The organism is Halodesulfovibrio aestuarii DSM 17919 = ATCC 29578, from assembly GCF_000384815.1.
GTDB classification, from domain to species: domain Bacteria; phylum Desulfobacterota; class Desulfovibrionia; order Desulfovibrionales; family Desulfovibrionaceae; genus Halodesulfovibrio; species Halodesulfovibrio aestuarii.
Genome location: NZ_ARQF01000021.1, coordinates 447,820 through 462,890 on the forward strand (window position 1 = coordinate 447,820; position 15,071 = coordinate 462,890).

General features: G+C 49.7%; 22 protein-coding genes and 1 other RNA gene. All 23 read left to right on the forward strand.

All coding sequences use genetic code 11. The features are described 5' to 3' along the window. Positions 1–6 precede the first annotated feature (6 nt). The 23 genes from F461_RS0112795 (at position 7) to F461_RS0112905 (ending at position 15,066) form a co-directional block, all read left to right on the forward strand. Positions 7–270, forward strand: coding sequence for a hypothetical protein (locus F461_RS0112795; protein ID WP_020001558.1), 264 nt, complete (start codon positions 7–9; stop codon positions 268–270). Between the two features lie 3 nt (positions 271–273). Continuing rightward, positions 274–361, forward strand: an RNA gene (locus F461_RS18940) — hammerhead ribozyme type II. Between the two features lie 208 nt (positions 362–569). Then, positions 570–995 (forward strand): hypothetical protein, encoded by a 426-nt coding sequence (locus tag F461_RS17885; protein ID WP_020001560.1) that lies wholly within the window; start codon positions 570–572, stop codon positions 993–995. Then, on the forward strand, positions 992–1,426 hold the full coding sequence (locus F461_RS0112810; protein ID WP_020001561.1) for a regulatory protein GemA: 435 nt from the start codon (positions 992–994) through the stop codon (positions 1,424–1,426). The genes F461_RS17885 and F461_RS0112810 overlap by 4 nt, the downstream gene beginning before the upstream one ends. Next, positions 1,427–1,747 (forward strand): hypothetical protein, encoded by a 321-nt coding sequence (locus F461_RS17890; RefSeq protein ID WP_020001562.1) that lies wholly within the window; start codon positions 1,427–1,429, stop codon positions 1,745–1,747. Further along, entirely contained in the window at positions 1,744–2,178 is a 435-nt protein-coding gene (locus F461_RS0112820) for a helix-turn-helix domain-containing protein (protein ID WP_020001563.1), read from the forward strand. The genes F461_RS17890 and F461_RS0112820 overlap by 4 nt, the downstream gene beginning before the upstream one ends. A gap of 122 nt (positions 2,179–2,300) precedes the next feature. After that, positions 2,301–2,774: a D-Ala-D-Ala carboxypeptidase family metallohydrolase gene (locus F461_RS0112825; protein ID WP_020001564.1), complete on the forward strand. Its 474-nt coding sequence runs from the start codon at positions 2,301–2,303 to the stop codon at positions 2,772–2,774. Between the two features lie 12 nt (positions 2,775–2,786). Beyond that, positions 2,787–3,188, forward strand: a complete 402-nt coding sequence (locus F461_RS0112830; protein ID WP_020001565.1) for a hypothetical protein — start codon at positions 2,787–2,789, stop codon at positions 3,186–3,188. A 2-nt stretch (positions 3,189–3,190) separates the two neighbouring features. Beyond that, on the forward strand, positions 3,191–3,679 hold the full coding sequence (locus tag F461_RS0112835) for a hypothetical protein (RefSeq protein WP_020001566.1): 489 nt from the start codon (positions 3,191–3,193) through the stop codon (positions 3,677–3,679). Beyond that, complete coding sequence (locus F461_RS0112840; protein ID WP_020001567.1) at positions 3,679–4,023, forward strand: DUF2730 family protein; 345 nt, start codon at positions 3,679–3,681, stop codon at positions 4,021–4,023. Before F461_RS0112835 ends, F461_RS0112840 begins: the two co-directional genes overlap by 1 nt. Then, entirely contained in the window at positions 4,020–4,310 is a 291-nt protein-coding gene (locus tag F461_RS0112845; RefSeq protein ID WP_020001568.1) for a VpaChn25_0724 family phage protein, read from the forward strand. Before F461_RS0112840 ends, F461_RS0112845 begins: the two co-directional genes overlap by 4 nt. A gap of 8 nt (positions 4,311–4,318) precedes the next feature. Beyond that, positions 4,319–4,909: a hypothetical protein gene (locus F461_RS0112850; protein WP_020001569.1), complete on the forward strand. Its 591-nt coding sequence runs from the start codon at positions 4,319–4,321 to the stop codon at positions 4,907–4,909. Continuing rightward, positions 4,909–6,369: a terminase large subunit domain-containing protein gene (locus tag F461_RS17895; RefSeq protein ID WP_020001570.1), complete on the forward strand. Its 1,461-nt coding sequence runs from the start codon at positions 4,909–4,911 to the stop codon at positions 6,367–6,369. The genes F461_RS0112850 and F461_RS17895 overlap by 1 nt, the downstream gene beginning before the upstream one ends. Positions 6,370–6,374: 5 nt before the next feature. Then, positions 6,375–7,946, forward strand: coding sequence for a phage portal protein family protein (locus F461_RS0112860; RefSeq protein ID WP_020001571.1), 1,572 nt, complete (start codon positions 6,375–6,377; stop codon positions 7,944–7,946). After that, positions 7,939–9,216, forward strand: a complete 1,278-nt coding sequence (locus F461_RS0112865) for a PBECR2 nuclease fold domain-containing protein (RefSeq protein WP_020001572.1) — start codon at positions 7,939–7,941, stop codon at positions 9,214–9,216. The genes F461_RS0112860 and F461_RS0112865 overlap by 8 nt, the downstream gene beginning before the upstream one ends. Before the next feature lie 199 nt (positions 9,217–9,415). Continuing rightward, positions 9,416–10,288 carry a cell envelope integrity TolA family protein gene (locus tag F461_RS0112870; protein WP_020001573.1) on the forward strand — a complete coding sequence of 291 codons (873 nt, stop codon included), beginning with the start codon at positions 9,416–9,418 and terminating at the stop codon, positions 10,286–10,288. A gap of 9 nt (positions 10,289–10,297) precedes the next feature. Then, a complete protein-coding gene (locus tag F461_RS0112875; protein ID WP_020001574.1) occupies positions 10,298–10,642 on the forward strand; it encodes a hypothetical protein in 345 nt (114 codons plus the stop codon). Between the two features lie 11 nt (positions 10,643–10,653). Continuing rightward, entirely contained in the window at positions 10,654–11,643 is a 990-nt protein-coding gene (locus F461_RS0112880) for a major capsid protein (protein WP_020001575.1), read from the forward strand. A gap of 104 nt (positions 11,644–11,747) precedes the next feature. Then, positions 11,748–12,170, forward strand: a complete 423-nt coding sequence (locus F461_RS0112885; protein WP_020001576.1) for a phage protein Gp36 family protein — start codon at positions 11,748–11,750, stop codon at positions 12,168–12,170. Positions 12,171–12,172: 2 nt separating this feature from the next. Further along, positions 12,173–12,667 carry a phage virion morphogenesis protein gene (locus tag F461_RS0112890; protein ID WP_020001577.1) on the forward strand — a complete coding sequence of 165 codons (495 nt, stop codon included), beginning with the start codon at positions 12,173–12,175 and terminating at the stop codon, positions 12,665–12,667. Beyond that, entirely contained in the window at positions 12,664–13,176 is a 513-nt protein-coding gene (locus F461_RS0112895; protein ID WP_020001578.1) for a hypothetical protein, read from the forward strand. The genes F461_RS0112890 and F461_RS0112895 overlap by 4 nt, the downstream gene beginning before the upstream one ends. Next, complete coding sequence (locus F461_RS0112900; RefSeq protein ID WP_020001579.1) at positions 13,169–13,366, forward strand: hypothetical protein; 198 nt, start codon at positions 13,169–13,171, stop codon at positions 13,364–13,366. The genes F461_RS0112895 and F461_RS0112900 overlap by 8 nt, the downstream gene beginning before the upstream one ends. After that, positions 13,366–15,066: a DUF2586 domain-containing protein gene (locus F461_RS0112905; RefSeq protein ID WP_020001580.1), complete on the forward strand. Its 1,701-nt coding sequence runs from the start codon at positions 13,366–13,368 to the stop codon at positions 15,064–15,066. Before F461_RS0112900 ends, F461_RS0112905 begins: the two co-directional genes overlap by 1 nt. Positions 15,067–15,071 lie beyond the last annotated feature (5 nt).

Here is a 15,071-nt window from a genome sequence, read left to right on the forward strand (position 1 = left end):
GGGGCCATGTCGCAATCTTTTTATATGTCAGACGCTCTTGCAGCTATTGCGGTCTCCTTAGCTCAACTACCTCAAAAAGGAACAACACTTGTCTTTTCTGCCGTGGTTGTTGACGAAGATGGAAAGGCTCATTCAAAAATTAACATTAAAAAACAATCAGACGCTCAGATGTTAGAAGCAATGGAGTTTATGCAGGCGTCATTGGATAAAGCGAAGCAGGATTTAGAGTTGGCAAATAGCAACTCCGCCCCTGCAATATCCTACCAGTAAAATATGCGAAACTGTCCGCCCAGTGCTAAATGGGGTGCAACCACGGGCAGTCACCGGAATGTGGCGGTTCCGGTCTGATGAGCAGCCAGAGGAAAGATTTATGATTTGGTCAGGGTTAAAAAAGTGTTGTGAAATTGCATATTGGTCATGGGTCGCTTTTTCGGCAATTATGATGCTGAGAAGTTACGAGTCCCCCCTTTCTTTATTCGAGCTTGCTGTTGGAACTCTATATACTTCGCTTTTGCTGTTTGCGACATTCTGTCTGTTCGAAGAATTTCGGGCTATGTGGGAACGCTAGTATGAGTATGTCAGAACAGGATTGGAAACGCGCTGAAGAAGCCCTCAGTATGTTTTCCCCAATTTATTTGAAGTGCGACGGGTATACGTTAGCGGTTCAAGAAGTACGTTTGGGAAATCGAGTTGTTATAACTTGGTTTGTAGAAGGCTTTTTCAAAGGGGCATGGCTGCTTAATGATTGTGAGGAGCGCAGGCGCTTCGCCCGATGTTTGAAACGTTATGCTTACCCAACAAAAATTCGGACTGCATTTAAAAAATTAAGCAAGAAGATGCAAAAGGAGATGGATATTGATCCAGATAAAAGGATCAATGTTTATGAGCCAAACTGGACTTCTTTTGCAGCCTTTAAACGTCATTTGAAAGCTAATAACAAAGAAATTTCTATCATCAGCCTGACTGGCTACCTTCCGGATCAGGAGGCCGTATGAGCCGAAAAGCAGAATTAGCAAAAATTCATATGGGCAAAAAACAGCTTGGGCTTGATGATGAAACGTACCGTAATATGCTGAGTGACATGTTTGGTGTGACCAGCGCGGGAAAGTTGGATTTCAGGCAGCGTTATCGTTTGCTACGCCATATGGAAGAACGTGGTGTTGAGTTTACCAGCAAGAATAAATCGTCTGCAAAGCCGAAAGAAGACTTTTATGTCATCCCGGACAATGTTCCGCACGTGCAGCAGAAACGCTACATTCTCGCGCTATGGAAAAAGCTCGGTTGGAAGATGAGCGGTATTGATACCCGAATGAAAAAGCAGTTCGGCGTGGATAGCCTCATATGGCTCAACGATCAAGCCGCGTTACAGACAATTGCAAAGGATCTTGTGAATCGCTGTAACGCGCGCGGAATTGATGTTGAGTAGATGCAGATTAGTCCTCAATTTGAAGAGCTGGCAGGGCAGATTAGAGAGCAGTTCGGCACCATTCACAACTTTTGTAAGCAACACGATACTACGCTGAACCGCTCAACTGTTTATATGGTGTTGCGTGGCGTGTATGCTGGAAATGTGGAGCGTCAGCAGGAGCGAATAGAAGCCGCCTTACATAGCCGCCAGCGTGATGAACAAATTTTTGCGGCAATAAAGCAGGTTGCTTGTAGCCGCTGCTCAGTAATCAGAACACAATGCAACAAATGCGATAAGCTCTTTATGGCACAGGCTCAAGCCGTGCTGGAGGTGGTATGAATAGCACATTATGCCGAGTCATGGCAAAGATGATGATTGATGGATTTCGCCCGTATGGTGGAGAAATTGATGCCGGGGTGTACGCGAAGCTAGGCTGCAAGGATAGCTCCCGCGCATATTGGCTTCACCGTTGGCCTATCCTGCATTGTCTTGGTTGTAAGAAGCGCTGCACCCCTAAGAGTACAAACGGCTTTCAGGTGCCCATGAAGTTTCCGGCGGTGCAGGAGCGAGGTAAATTTTCGTTGTTGCCTGAAGAGATGCTCAGGACAAAGAAGCTCCTGCGCGTTGATGAGGCCGCGTATTGCTTGAGCCTTTCTGAAGCCACTGTACGTAGGCTTGTAGATGAGGGGGTGCTTGTGCGGCATGTGCGGCTGCCAATTCGCATTACAGCTGAGAGCGTCCAAGAGGAAATGGAAAGGGTAGATTGGTAACTATCTCGTATTTTAATATCATCTCCCTACAAAATTTCATTTTCCTGATTAGCCTAGTTTCCCGACATACCATACAAAACACATTACGCTGCATACCATCACTTTAATAAAGGAAGGACGGTATGCAGCGTTTTTTATTGTCCCCTAATTTCTATTTGGACGAGTTTTGTCGCAGTCAGACGGCAGAACGAATGGGGCGCCCTATCATTGTAGAGCCGGGGGCTGAGATTCAGGAGAATCTTCAGCACCTGTGCGTCACACTTGTGCAGCCCTTGCGCGATGAGCTTGGTGTACCCATCATTGTCACCAGCGGTTATCGCCCTGAGTGGCTGAATGAGTATATCGGGGGTAGCCCAACCAGCGACCATATTAAAGGGCTTGCTGGTGATCTTATTGTGCCGGGTCTCCCTCCATTGCAGGTGGCGCAGACTATTGTGCGTCTCAACCTACCTTTTAAGCAGGTAATCCATGAGTACGGTTCATGGGTACACGCCTCTGTTCCGTGCATTGGTGATGCCCCATTACGGCAACAGCTGACTATAACTCGTGGGTGCAACCGGCAACTCGTCCGCGCTGGCCTCCTTCCCGTTACTTAAGAGAGGAATCTTATGTCTCGTTTTCTTGATTTTTTCCGAGCAAACCATTTTGAATTACTGATTGTTGTTGTGGCATTCGCGCTGTGCGTTGTTCTTAGCTGGATTGCTAAAGTGGAGTTTGCGTGGTCGTGGTGGTGCTATCCGTTTGTCGCTGTTTATGCCGTTACGTTGGCAGCGTTAGTGTTTCTTTGTGCTCTGGGGAAGAAAGAAGTCTTGAAGAACCTGAAATCCATGTGGTGCTATTTCCCGTGGCGCACGGTAATAGTTGCCTGCCTTATTGCGGCGGGATGCTATTGGTGCATGGTGGTATGGTTTGGGCTTGGGGCTGCTGAGGCGGCAACCTTAATCACTGCTGGCGTGGTTTGGTTCTTCACCTTTTGGCAGGCTCTCTGTCTCATTATACGGGTGCAGTAGGCATGGTTGTGCTTTCTATCATTTCCGGTCTCTGTGCTATCGCCCCGACCATTGCCAAATGGATCGGCGGTGACCACGCAGAGAAAGTCACAAAAGATGTTATGGGGATGGCGAAGTCCGTTACCGGGACTGATTCTGAGGAGGCCGCTTTGGCGGCCTTACAACAGAATCCAGAAATGGCGCTGGCTTTTGAAAAAGCATGGCAGAGTTATGAGCTCGGTTTGGAAAAAGAGTTAACCAAACGTCATCAGGCGGATATGCAGTCTGATTCGTGGCTCTCAAAGAACGTTAGGCCATTGGTATTGCTGAGCGTAACCGTGGCGGTTTTTGTCGCGACGTTTGTGTCAGAAGCTTATCTTCCCGCTGATAAGTATAAATTCTTAACAGAGCTGTGCAGGTGGACATTTGGCTACTACTTCATCAGCCGTTCCGCACTGGATAAGAAGGGCGTGCAACTGCCTAACCCGCTTAGCCTTTTAGGGAGGAAGTAGTGGAGCACTGGGACACTATCTTGCGTTTGATCCCGTTGGCGCTATGTATCGTGCAGGGCTTGTTTGGATGGGGGCTTTGGTCGCTCTCAAAGCGATTTGTGAGCACTGACGATTGCGAAAAGTGCCGCAAGAAGCTGGGGGAAGATGTGGCCGCCATGAAGAGCCGCCAGACAGCCATAGAATCATCTATCAGAGAGCTGCCAAGTAAAACAGAATTGCATGAACTCGCCCTGACAATGAAAGACTTGCAGGGTGAGCTTAAAGCAATGCAGGCATCTGTTGAGACTCTGAAAACAATGACTGATCGTCAGGAAGAATATTTGCTTAACGGAGCCGCCAAATGAGCTACGCCGATTTTGTAACTGAACATTTGAGAATTACAATCCTCCGTTTACTTGATGAGTCCCCAAGCATGAAATCAAATGAAAGCGTGTTGGCAGATGCCGTGAACGAATTTGGCTTTGCACCTAGTCGGGATAAGGTTCGAACTGAGTTGTACTGGCTAAAAGAGCAGGGCTTGGTGGAACTTTCCGGCGAAAGCTGCCTTGTGGCTGGCCTAACTGCCCGTGGTGAAGATGTCGCCAAGTGCCGCGTAACTGTTCCGGGCGTAAAGCGTCCAACTTTACGATAGGTGAAATTATGAAACGCAAGGGCAGAGAACACGCACCGGAAACCGTTTGGAAAGCGCAGGAACTTTACTGTGTAGCGCGGCTTACGTTCCGTGACGTTGCTAATCAGGCGGGCGTTGCAGAATCTACGGTGAAGCGTTGGGCGGATAAACACGGATGGCGTGAAAAGCGTGAGCGCATCGCGCGGGCTGAATGTGACATTCGCGCTGATCTGGTGCTTGCACGGTCGGAGATGATCAAATCCTTGATGAAAAAAAAGGACCCGCAGACTGGTTTTGCAGTGGCCTCCCTTGAGAATTTGGCAATTAAGCAGGCTGAGTTTCAGCGTGAAGGGCTTGCCGCAGAAATTGCCACCCATAATGAGAAGCGAACCATTTCATCAGCAAAAGATGCCGTGTTGGTACTCCGTGAAGCAATTGAAAACAAACTGAGTGTGTTGTTAGCCAGTCCCGAGGACGTAAACTTTAAGTCTGTGGCAGACATCCAGAAGGCGTTGAAGCTCCTTACAGAGATGGAGGCCGCACACAATGTCGATCAGCAGGAGGCACCAAATAAGGGCATGTCTGCTGACCTTGCCGCCAAGATTAGAGAGGTCCTCTAATGGCTTTGCTCATGTATCAAAAGAAGTGGATTGACGATCGCTCCCCGGTAAAGTTTTGGGAAAAGTCTCGTCGTATCGGTGCCTCGTGGGCAGACGCAGCGGACAGCGCGCTTGTTGCCGCAATGAGCAAGGAAGATGGCGGCATGTCCACATACTATCTGTCCTACAACAAAGATATGACGAAACAGTATGTTGCGGATACAGCGGACTGGGCAAAGAAATACGACCTTGTCGCGGGCGAGATGGAGGAGATTGTTCTCAAAGACGCGGACAAGGATGTAACAATCTACCAGGTACGTTTTGCCTCCGGTTTTGTGGTGCAGGGGCTTTCCTCTAACCCTTCCAACCTTCGCTCTAAGCAGGGGCGTGTTCGCATAGACGAGGCCGCTTTTGTAGAGGATTTGGGCGAACTTTTGAAAGCCGCTCTGGCCCTCACCATGTGGGGCGGTGATGTAGCTGTTATCTCTACACATAATGGTGAGGAGTCTGAATTTAACCAGTACATACAAGATATTCGCGCGGGTAAGCTTGATTATACCTTGCACCGTACTGATTTTGATGAAGCTCTACAAGCAGGGCTATTCAAAGCAATTTGTGGAGTGAAAGGCGACACTTGGACGCAGGCGAATGAAGATGCGTGGCGAGAGAAAACGATTACTCGTTATGGTGACGGTGCAAATGAAGAACTCTTTTGTGTGCCGTCTAAGTCAGGAGGTTCATGGCTTACACGTAATTTGATTGAGTCGTGTATGTCGCCAGAATTTCTCGTCATCACATGGGAGCCGCCAGCGGATGACTTTGTAGATTGGCCTTTGGATATTGCCCATGCGGAAGTTGAGGACTGGTGCGAGGAAATTCTTTTACCGCTTCTGCAGGAGCTACCGCAGGATTGTAAGCATTACTTTGGTGAGGACTTCGGTCGCTCTGGTGACTTAACCGTGCTCGCTCCTATGACGGAGTATGACGATTTATCACTATATATTCCGTTCCTTGTGGAACTACGTAACGCGCCATTCAGAACACAAGAGCAGATACTTTTTTATATGGTGGATAGACTCCCGCAGTTTTCAGGCGGAGCGCTGGATGCGCGTGGTAACGGGCAGTCATTGGCGGAGTTCGCACGGCAGGAATACGGAGCGGACTTTATCGCTGAGGTGATGCTTTCCCAAACTTGGTACCGGGAACAAATGCCGCCGCTAAAAGCTCAGTTTGAAGACAGGACGCTGCTGATCCCGAAGAGCGCTGTGGTGTTGGATGACTTACGCGGCATTAAATTACAGAAGGGAATTCCCAAGCCACCGGAGAGCAGCACGCAAGGCAAGGAAGGACAACGACACTGTGACAGTGCTGTTTCTATCGCACTTGCCTTGTTCGCCCGCAACACCATTGAGGTGGATACAGAGTGGCAGTGTGCAAGCGCGGGCGGTGGGATGAGTCAACGAATTATTAGTGGGTACTAGCAGTTATGAACGGACTATATACATCTACGGGCGAGTTTATAGAGTTTTCGCAAAGTGAAGAACGCGAGTTGCTCACAACAGAATTAGCCTCACGCCAATCAGCAGGTGGTTTTTCTCCTGCAATGGCGCTTGGCCAGCTTCCTGATCCTGACCCAGTTCTACGAAAGCGCGGTGACGGTGTAGCGGTTTTGGATGACTTATTAGCAGACGATGAAGTTACTCAGGCCGTGCAAGGCCGTAAGCTTATGACTTTGAATAAACGGCATTATCAGTTTGTTCCCGGTGCTCCTGCCGGTGATGAGCCGGAACCGGAAGCAAAGGGGCTATGCGACGCACTTATTCGTGACCTTGAAGATATCGACATGGACGTGCTTATAAGTGGAATTCTAGACGCTCCATATTACGGAATGACTCCCATTGAGCTTACCTTTGCGCCAGACGGCGGGCGTTTGAAATTAGTACAGGCCGAGCCGAAGCCAGTTGAATGGTTTGTCTTCAATGACGAAAACAAGCTCATGTTCCGTGGTGAATATTTTTCTAACCCACAGCCTGTGCACCCATATAAGTTTGTGCTGGTTCGGCATTTCCCAACGTATAAGAACCCATATGGGTTGCGCTTGCTTTCTAGGTGCCTTTGGCCAGTTGCATTTAAGCGTGGGGGCATAGAGTTCTGGACTCGATTCTGTGAAAAGTTTGGGCAGCCTTGGATGCTTGGAACCGCAAAAGCTAATGCAACCCGTGCCGAGATGAACGCCATGGCGGCGGACTTAGCCTCGATGGTGCAGGACGCCGTGGCAGTAGTTCCGGGTGGCGCAAAAGTGGAGGCGTTACAGTTCTCCGGCAAAGGGGAAGCCCATAGCAGTTATGTTCAGTACTGGGATAAGGCCATTAATAAGGTAATCAAAGGCCAGACACTCACCAGCGATATGGGCAGCGGGCATTCCAACGCGGCGGCGCAGACCCATTATAACGTGCTGGAAGGGTACGGCGCGGCGGATATGCAGCTTGTTGTTACGGCAATGAACAATATTGCTTGGACATATACCAAGGTGAACATGCCTCAAACCGAAGGCCGAAGAAGCCGCTCAACCTTTAGCCCTGTGTTTGGCTACGTAGAGCCGAAAGATTACAAGGCACAGATTGAACTTGATAAGGGGTTAAAAGGCGTCGGGGTAAAATTTAAGAAGCCTCATTTCGTTCAGACATATTCTCTTGCCGAGGATGAGTTTGAGCTGGAGGGCGAGGAGTCGAAGGACGAACCAAAGAAACATTCGGGTAGTGAGAGTTTCGCCGCAAAGCCTGACGCGGATCAGCCAGCAGAACCAGACGCCTATCAACAACAGATTGACGCATTTTTAGAGGAAGTTTTGCCCGAAGCCGTCAGCCAAAATGAGAAATTTATGGCGGCTGTACAGCAGGCCGTTGAAAAGGCTGAGTCTTGGGAAGATATGCAGCTCTTGTTGGAGGAGTACGCTCCGCAGGGCATGACAGAAGATGAACAAACCGAGTTTATGACAAATGTCTTAAGCGGCGTAGCAATGTTCGGTCAGTACGCAGCAGGTGAAACAAATGATTAAGCCTGTAGCGCTGCCGCCGGAAGTAGCTATTGCGTACTGGAAAGATAAGGTTCCGGTTTCTGCCAGCGAATATAAGGCGTTGAATGAGTCAGCTCGGTCTCGCGCTTTTGCTGTCAGCAGTCTTGCCCGAGTGGATCAGGTTGCCGCAATGCAGGACGCAATAGGTAGAGCCATAAAGGACGGCGAAACTTTCGAAGATTTCAAAAAGCGTATTGTTGAGATAGCTAAAAATGCCGAGCTTCGCCCGTGGCAATTAGCGAATATTTATCGCACCAATATTCAGAGTGCCTACATGGCAGGCCGTTATACACAGATGAAGCGGACAACGAAAAGCCGCCCGTACTGGCGATATGTTGCGGTGGGTGACCAGCAGACCCGTCTTGATCATCTGGCATTACACGGAAAGGTGTATCCGCACGATCATGAATTTTGGGATTCTTTTTTCCCGCCTAACGGGTTTGGCTGCCGCTGCTCTGTGCAAAGCCTTTCTGATTTTCAGATGCGCAAGCGCGGGTTGAAGGCAGAAAAGGATATGCCGGGTATTGTTCATGCAAAACACCCTGCAACAGGAGAGCCGTTGCCGCCAGTACGCCCAAAACCGGATGCAGGTTTTGCGGCGAATGTTGGCAAAAATTGGCATTCGGGGCTTACGCCGTCTGAGTTGCCCGATGAGACGCAGCTTGTCTCTAAAACACATGGTGCAGTTTGCCGGGCTTCCATAGCGTTTGCCGGGCATCAAAAGGGCGCAGGCTGTACGCCTCCGCTGGCGGAGCTTGAGGAGCGGCATATCCTACCCGTAACTGCCGCTGATCTGCTTCCCGAGGGGCTTTCATCTGAACAGTATGTAAAGGCTTTTCTTAGTGAATTTGGACTGCCCAGTGTAAAAGCTTCTACCTTGCACACATTACCTTCAGGGCACCCGGTAGTTATCAGCAAGAGCTTGTTTATCGATAAGAAAACTGGGCTTTGGAAGGTTAAAAAATCAGGTCGAGAACAACACCTTAGGCTTTTGGCCAGAACCATCAAGAATCCATTTGAAGTTTGGCAGGTGCCGTCTGAGTTGACAGGGAAGCCCGTACATGTACTGCGGACGCTTCGGGTGTTCACTGGCGAAAATGGCAGGATAGGCGGCTTTGGTGTGTTTAACTTGGTCAATGGTCGCAAGTGGGTGGGAGCTACTACCTTTACGCCTAAGCTTGGTAACGAAAAAGGCATGCTCAAGTATTTGGAAAAACAGCGCCAAGGTGTTTTGTTGTACCGTGAACCTTAATCCATAAAAAAAGCGCGTTTGCAGCTAGTGCTAACGCGCTTGTCTTCATGCCCTGATAGCCCGGACCTCAGAGCCAGACAGCACCCTTCTTGTTACCCCCGTCCGAGCGAGGTTCAGGGTACACCGTCTTTTTTTATCTACATTAAAGATACCCCCTCCATACACACAAGTCAACGCTCCATTTTACAAGGAGAATACCATGAAAACATGGGACAAAATTGCACGTACAGGCACGTTTACCGCTATGTCAGGCAAGCAGGTAACTATCACCGAATCAAAGCTTGATGAGCTGGTGAATTCTTTTGCCCCGGACAAGTACACACCGCCGATCGTTAAGGGGCATCCCAAAGTGGAAGACCCCGCTTTTGGGCACGTCGTAGCACTCAAAAGGGACGGTGAAATTTTATTTGCACAATACGCACAGATTCCGGACGACCTGCGAAAAGAAGTAGATAGTGGTCGTTACTTGAGTAAGAGCATTTCTGTTTTTCCTCCTAAAGAGGGAGAGCCTTGGAAGCTTAAGCACGTCGGCCTGCTTGGGGCAGCGCCCCCGGCAATAGATGGCCTTGGTGGCATTCAGCTTTCAGAAGGTGAAGACGGGGCGCTCATGTTTGCAAATTTTCAAACTGAGGAACAGGCAACTATGGACGTAAAAGATAAAGAAATTGCTGACCTGAAAGCAAAGCTCAAAACGGAACAGGACGCAAAAACGGCGGCTGAATCCGCACGGGAAAAGGAAAGTAAAGCTCGTGAGGAGGCAGAAGGGAAGCTTGCAAAGACTGCTGAAGAACAGGCTACTGCATCCCGTACCGCCAAAGTTGAAAAGTTGATCACCGAAGGCAAAGTGCTGCCCGCAGAAAAAGAGCAGGTAGCTGAGTTCGCCAAGGCTTTGGAAGGCGGTGAGGAAATCAGTTTTAGCGCAGGCGAAGGTAAAAAGCCGTTGGCTGATCATTTCTGGTCATGGATTGAAGGCCGCAAAGAGCACGGCTTGTTTGAGTTCTCTGCAGCAGACACAAACCCACAACAGGGTGGCGAAACCGTAGACCTAAGTGGTCTTGCCGGAAAGTTTTAGGAGGCTGTTATGGGAGACCATAATGCATCAGTACAGCATTCGTACACTGTAGAAACTGTAATTACTGGTAGTGGTCCGCATATTGTGCGCACGTATCCGAAAAAAGCAGGGGTTGAAATTCCCCATGGCTGTGTTGCCGCAATGGATACGGGCGAAGCCGTAGGTTTTGACCCTGCGGGCACTTTGACCGTGGTGAAGGGGGTGTCAACTAAGGACGCCGCCGCGGAAGATCCCAGCGTGACACTATGCGTTTTCGGTGGTGTTCGCCGAGATTTGGTAACTGTCACAGGCGGCGCAAAACCTGATGATGCGGTCTTTGAAAAACTCGAAGAGCGTCACATCTACGCAATGTAAAGCGAGGCATCATGTTTGATTTGAAACCATATTTCACAGCGGCGAAGATCGCCAAGCGATTCCAGAACGCGCCTGTCATCAAAGACGTGGTCATGGATACGCTTTTTCCTCCGGCAGTTCGTCAAACTGTCGAATCTCCGGTTATCCCGGTGTCAGATATTAAGCAGATAGTAGGTGCGGTTCCTGTTGTGCATCGCGGCGCGGCCTCTATTCCGTTGCGTGCTGACAATACGATGAACACCTACGTTGAGCCGCTCCCGGTACGTATTCATGACGATATTGACGCGGTTACTCTAAACAACCTGAAAATGGCTACTTCTACCACATTGGAACAGTGGGCAAACCGTAAGCAGCTTGCATTACGACAGACCGCAAGGCTTACAGCCGCTGTCCTTTGCTCCCAAGCTGTATTTAACGGCAAAATCAGCTACCCGCTTCTTGAATCCAACAATAGCTACGCGACGTATACAGTGACATACGGGGATGTGCTGGAGCATTCGGTTGCCACTGTTGATAAGTGGGATGATGCCAACGCAAGCTTAATGGGCGTTTATAAAACGCTCGAAGCCATAAGCACTAAGCTTGATGACGCTGGCCACGGTGGTGAAAAGGTTACCTTCGCTGGCTCAATTGCCTATGCAACATTACTCGTTCTCATTGACGCCACTGACAAGCCGAAGATTCCGGTCAGGATTATGGATGACGGGACTATTAATATCGGTGGGCACAAAATCAAGAAGATGGCGGAAACTTATCCAGACCCAGAGAACAAGACCGTAAAGCCTAAGCTTCCACCAAAAGAAATCCGTATGGTGGCAACAGGTAATACCGCGTTGTTCTATGGTCCGATTGATGATTTGGACGCCAACCTTCAAGCCATGCCGATGTTCATTAAGCCACACAAGGTGGCAGACCCAAGCAAATACACTCTTATCGGCGAATCTAAACCCCTTCCTGCCGTCGCTCCTGAAGCTACCTGTAAAGCAACAGTTCTGAAGTAAAGCCCATATCGCTTTTCGGCAGGCAAAACTACGCCTGCCGAAGCGTTGGGCGCGGCAGTGTATAAACACTAGTTTAAAACTAGTTCAAAACGCGAGTAACCGTGATGTCATACTGCGAATTAGTGGACTTATACGACGTTATCCCGAAGGGCTACCTTGATGCGGCAGACAAAGTTACGCCGGGAATCGTTGGACGAAAGATTGAAAGCGTGAGCCGTGTAATTGATGACGGGCTACGTCAGCACCATGAGCTACCGCTCCAAGAAGTGCCAGAAACTATTAAGCAGATGGCGGTTGTCATGGCGGCGTATGAGGCTGTTGGCGGTATCACCGCAGTCAAAAAAGAGGGCGGAAACGACAACAAGCTTCTTGTGTTGCAAGACCTCTACAAGCAGGCACGGATAGACTTGGCAGCAATTCGATCAGGAAAATTGAAGTTGTCACAGCCTAGTGAGGCCGTGGTGGAAAGTTCCACTGGAATGGCGGTTGTAAGCCGTAAAAGCCGTTTTGATTTTACGGGTTGGTAAGTATGGCTGGTGCCTCTTTCAAAATGGACATGGGCAAGGTGCTGGACTGGGCCGACAGAGGAATAACTGGAGAGCAGCAGCAAAGGCAGCTTGCAATGGATATAGGCGAAATGCTGGTCAGCAATACGCAGCAGCGTTTTGAAGATCAGCAGGCACCGGACGGTTCGAGTTGGGAGCCTTCCATGCGCGCCAAAGAGATGGGCGGTGTAACACTCACTAAAACGAGTGAGCTGAAGAACTCCATAGGCTACGTGGCAAGTTCAAAGGGCATCAGTGTCGGCTCAAATAAAGTGTATGCCGCAATTCACCAGTTAGGCGGGGAAATCAAAGGCAAAAAGGGAAAGCTTAAGCTCAAGCTACCTAACGGCCAGTTTGTACAGGTGGACAAGGTGACAATGCCAAAGCGCGAGTTTTTAGGGATCAGCGACGAGGACAAAGAAGAGGCAGCGCACTTGATTAAAGAATACATGCTGACCGCTGTGGGACAATCAAAATGAGAAATTTCTACCAGTCACAGATAGAGCAAGCCGCCTCTGTAGCGGGACTTTCAACGGTTCTTATTAACCCGGAAGACCCTTCCGACTTGGCGCTCCCTTTACCTCGTATCGATGTTACCTGGTTAAAAGAAAAGCATACCCGCATAGGCAAGAAGATAGCTGTAAGCGGTGATGAGAAAAATCGAAAGGTTAAGGCCGCTATCTATCGTGCGGAGCAGGCCGCAACGGTTTCTATCATGACCGATGATAAGGATTCACTGGATGAAATGGGTAAGCAATTTCTATTAGCCCTTCCTAAAGCCTGCCCTGATCAGCAAGGCAACGTCGTCACCTGCAAGGTGGATCAGGCTGAATGGGGCGGGTTTAGTTCCGAAATGGTGGAAGTTTTGAAAACTTGGTCAAAGGCATACCACATAACTTTTACAAGCCTCCTTACCAAAGAGGTAGCACACCCTTGGATGAAGGATGTGGCACCAAATGTAAGCAGACAGGAGAACAATCGTGGTTAAGAAAAAAACAGAGAACGCGCCACAGGTTGCAGTACACGAGCTTGCCGCAACCCAAAAACTGGAAGCATGGGAGCTTGCGGGCTTGGTACGTTCTGAAGGCTGGACAGAAGACAAGGCCGTTACAGAGGCCGAGTTTAGCGCAGCCTACGCACGCTTTCAGAACAGAGCGCTCGGCCTTGGAGGTCAATAATGGGACGTAAAGACGTATTTGAACACATTATTGACGGTGTCAGTGGCATTGCCCCGGGTGATGTTTCAGGCAAAGCACTTGTTGTTGGTGTGTGTAGCAAGGGAGAAGTGGGAAAAACTTATTACCTTGGGAAGCGCAGCGACCTTGCAAAATTGCTTGGTACAGGTCCCCTTGTTGACCGCTTGCAAGATATTTTTGCTGCGGCAGGGCAGGACGCTACGGTGCTTGCCGTGCCTGTTGCGGGTAATCCTTCCGGTACGATCACTCAGGTAAAGCATATTGGTACAGGCGTTAGTGCTTCTGTTTCCGGCATTCCAGCCGCCAATGCTGACGTTGTGGTCGAGATCGTTAACGGTGGTGCGCTGGGAACAGCTACAGCAAAGATTAGTACAGATAACGGAGCTATCTTTAGTTCTGCATCTGCGGTCGCAGCTAACGGGCAAGTGACGATCGGAGGTTCAGGCACAACACTGGTGTTTGAAGGGGGTGATCTCGTTGCGGGCGATACGTATACCTACACTGTTCGTGGTGCCATTGGAACGGTTGAGCAAGTTGGCAGCGGCGCAAAAGTTACGGTTGAGGGTACCGTTGTCGTAGGAGCGCAGCTCGTGCTGCAAGTCGTTAAATCCGGCGGTCGTAATGTTGGCCAGTATCAACTTAGCGTTGACGGTGGCGATAACTTTAGCGGCTATCGCACTATCCCTGTTGATGGTCGCATCGTTGCGGCAGATACAGGTGTGACCATTGTTTGCCCAAGCTCAGGGGACGAAGAATTTAAAGCAGGCACTACTTATTCCTGCAACTTGCTTGCACCAGTTCCGACCGTGCCAGCCGTTATCGCAGCTCTTAAGAAGCCGCTTGAGGTTGTAGACCCTGAGTTTGTGTATGTCGTTGGTGGCTCTGACTCTGTGGCGTGGGCATCCCTTGGCGCTCTGGCCGATGACCTGTGGAATAAGCACCGTCCGACGTATTTTGTTTGTGAGTCCCGCCTGCCCGCAGCAGGGGAAGACTTAAACGACTGGGTAACGGCACTCAAAGAAGAGCGAGCAACCTTTGCTCATCGTTTTGTGAGCGTGTGTTGTGCTTATGGGGAAATTGCCGATCGAACAGGCCAACGTAAAGTACGTAACGCAGGCGGCCTTCTTACAGGCCGTATTTTGAGTATTCCAGTACAGCGCGATATCGGGCGTGTGCGTGATCAGGCCATTACAGGAATTACTGTTCCAGATGAATATACAGATTCCATGCAGCTTGTCTTGGAAGACGCCGGGTATATTACCCTGACCCGCTATGCTGGCCTTCGTGGAACCTACTGGGGTACTGCCCGCACTATGGCGGATACTACAAGCGACTATCAGCGACTGGAAGTTATCCGCACCACATTCAAGGCAATTCGCCTGATGCGCCTGCAGGCACTTAAAGCTCTGAAGGACGAGCTTGGTGACCCAGTGCAGGGTGCCGATGCAAGCGGCCTTGCGTATCTGCGATCAAATCTTGAAAACGCGCTGGATACAATGGTTAAGGCCAAACCGAAAGAGCTTGCTGGCTACGCCATAGAAATTCCGCCTGGTCAGGATTTCGTAAACAACGGTGTCGCTGTTGAAACCAAGCTCATTGGCATCCCAATTATCGACACTATCAACTTGTACTCCTCATATATTTATGCGGGTAGCAAGTTTGACCCACGCTTACAAGGGTAGGTGAT

Coding starts and splice junctions, on each gene's coding strand:
- F461_RS0112905 (WP_020001580.1), top strand. CDS start 13,366: ATGGGACGTAAAGACGTATTTGAACACATTATTGACGGTGTCAGTGGC.
- F461_RS0112835 (WP_020001566.1), top strand. CDS start 3,191: ATGGTTGTGCTTTCTATCATTTCCGGTCTCTGTGCTATCGCCCCGACC.
- F461_RS17885 (WP_020001560.1), top strand. CDS start 570: ATGAGTATGTCAGAACAGGATTGGAAACGCGCTGAAGAAGCCCTCAGT.
- F461_RS0112860 (WP_020001571.1), top strand. CDS start 6,375: ATGAACGGACTATATACATCTACGGGCGAGTTTATAGAGTTTTCGCAA.
- F461_RS0112845 (WP_020001568.1), top strand. CDS start 4,020: ATGAGCTACGCCGATTTTGTAACTGAACATTTGAGAATTACAATCCTC.
- F461_RS0112895 (WP_020001578.1), top strand. CDS start 12,664: ATGAGAAATTTCTACCAGTCACAGATAGAGCAAGCCGCCTCTGTAGCG.
- F461_RS17895 (WP_020001570.1), top strand. CDS start 4,909: ATGGCTTTGCTCATGTATCAAAAGAAGTGGATTGACGATCGCTCCCCG.
- F461_RS0112825 (WP_020001564.1), top strand. CDS start 2,301: ATGCAGCGTTTTTTATTGTCCCCTAATTTCTATTTGGACGAGTTTTGT.
- F461_RS17890 (WP_020001562.1), top strand. CDS start 1,427: ATGCAGATTAGTCCTCAATTTGAAGAGCTGGCAGGGCAGATTAGAGAG.
- F461_RS0112875 (WP_020001574.1), top strand. CDS start 10,298: ATGGGAGACCATAATGCATCAGTACAGCATTCGTACACTGTAGAAACT.
- F461_RS0112865 (WP_020001572.1), top strand. CDS start 7,939: ATGATTAAGCCTGTAGCGCTGCCGCCGGAAGTAGCTATTGCGTACTGG.
- F461_RS0112830 (WP_020001565.1), top strand. CDS start 2,787: ATGTCTCGTTTTCTTGATTTTTTCCGAGCAAACCATTTTGAATTACTG.
- F461_RS0112810 (WP_020001561.1), top strand. CDS start 992: ATGAGCCGAAAAGCAGAATTAGCAAAAATTCATATGGGCAAAAAACAG.
- F461_RS0112880 (WP_020001575.1), top strand. CDS start 10,654: ATGTTTGATTTGAAACCATATTTCACAGCGGCGAAGATCGCCAAGCGA.
- F461_RS0112870 (WP_020001573.1), top strand. CDS start 9,416: ATGAAAACATGGGACAAAATTGCACGTACAGGCACGTTTACCGCTATG.
- F461_RS0112890 (WP_020001577.1), top strand. CDS start 12,173: ATGGCTGGTGCCTCTTTCAAAATGGACATGGGCAAGGTGCTGGACTGG.
- F461_RS0112850 (WP_020001569.1), top strand. CDS start 4,319: ATGAAACGCAAGGGCAGAGAACACGCACCGGAAACCGTTTGGAAAGCG.
- F461_RS0112885 (WP_020001576.1), top strand. CDS start 11,748: ATGTCATACTGCGAATTAGTGGACTTATACGACGTTATCCCGAAGGGC.
- F461_RS0112820 (WP_020001563.1), top strand. CDS start 1,744: ATGAATAGCACATTATGCCGAGTCATGGCAAAGATGATGATTGATGGA.
- F461_RS0112795 (WP_020001558.1), top strand. CDS start 7: ATGTCGCAATCTTTTTATATGTCAGACGCTCTTGCAGCTATTGCGGTC.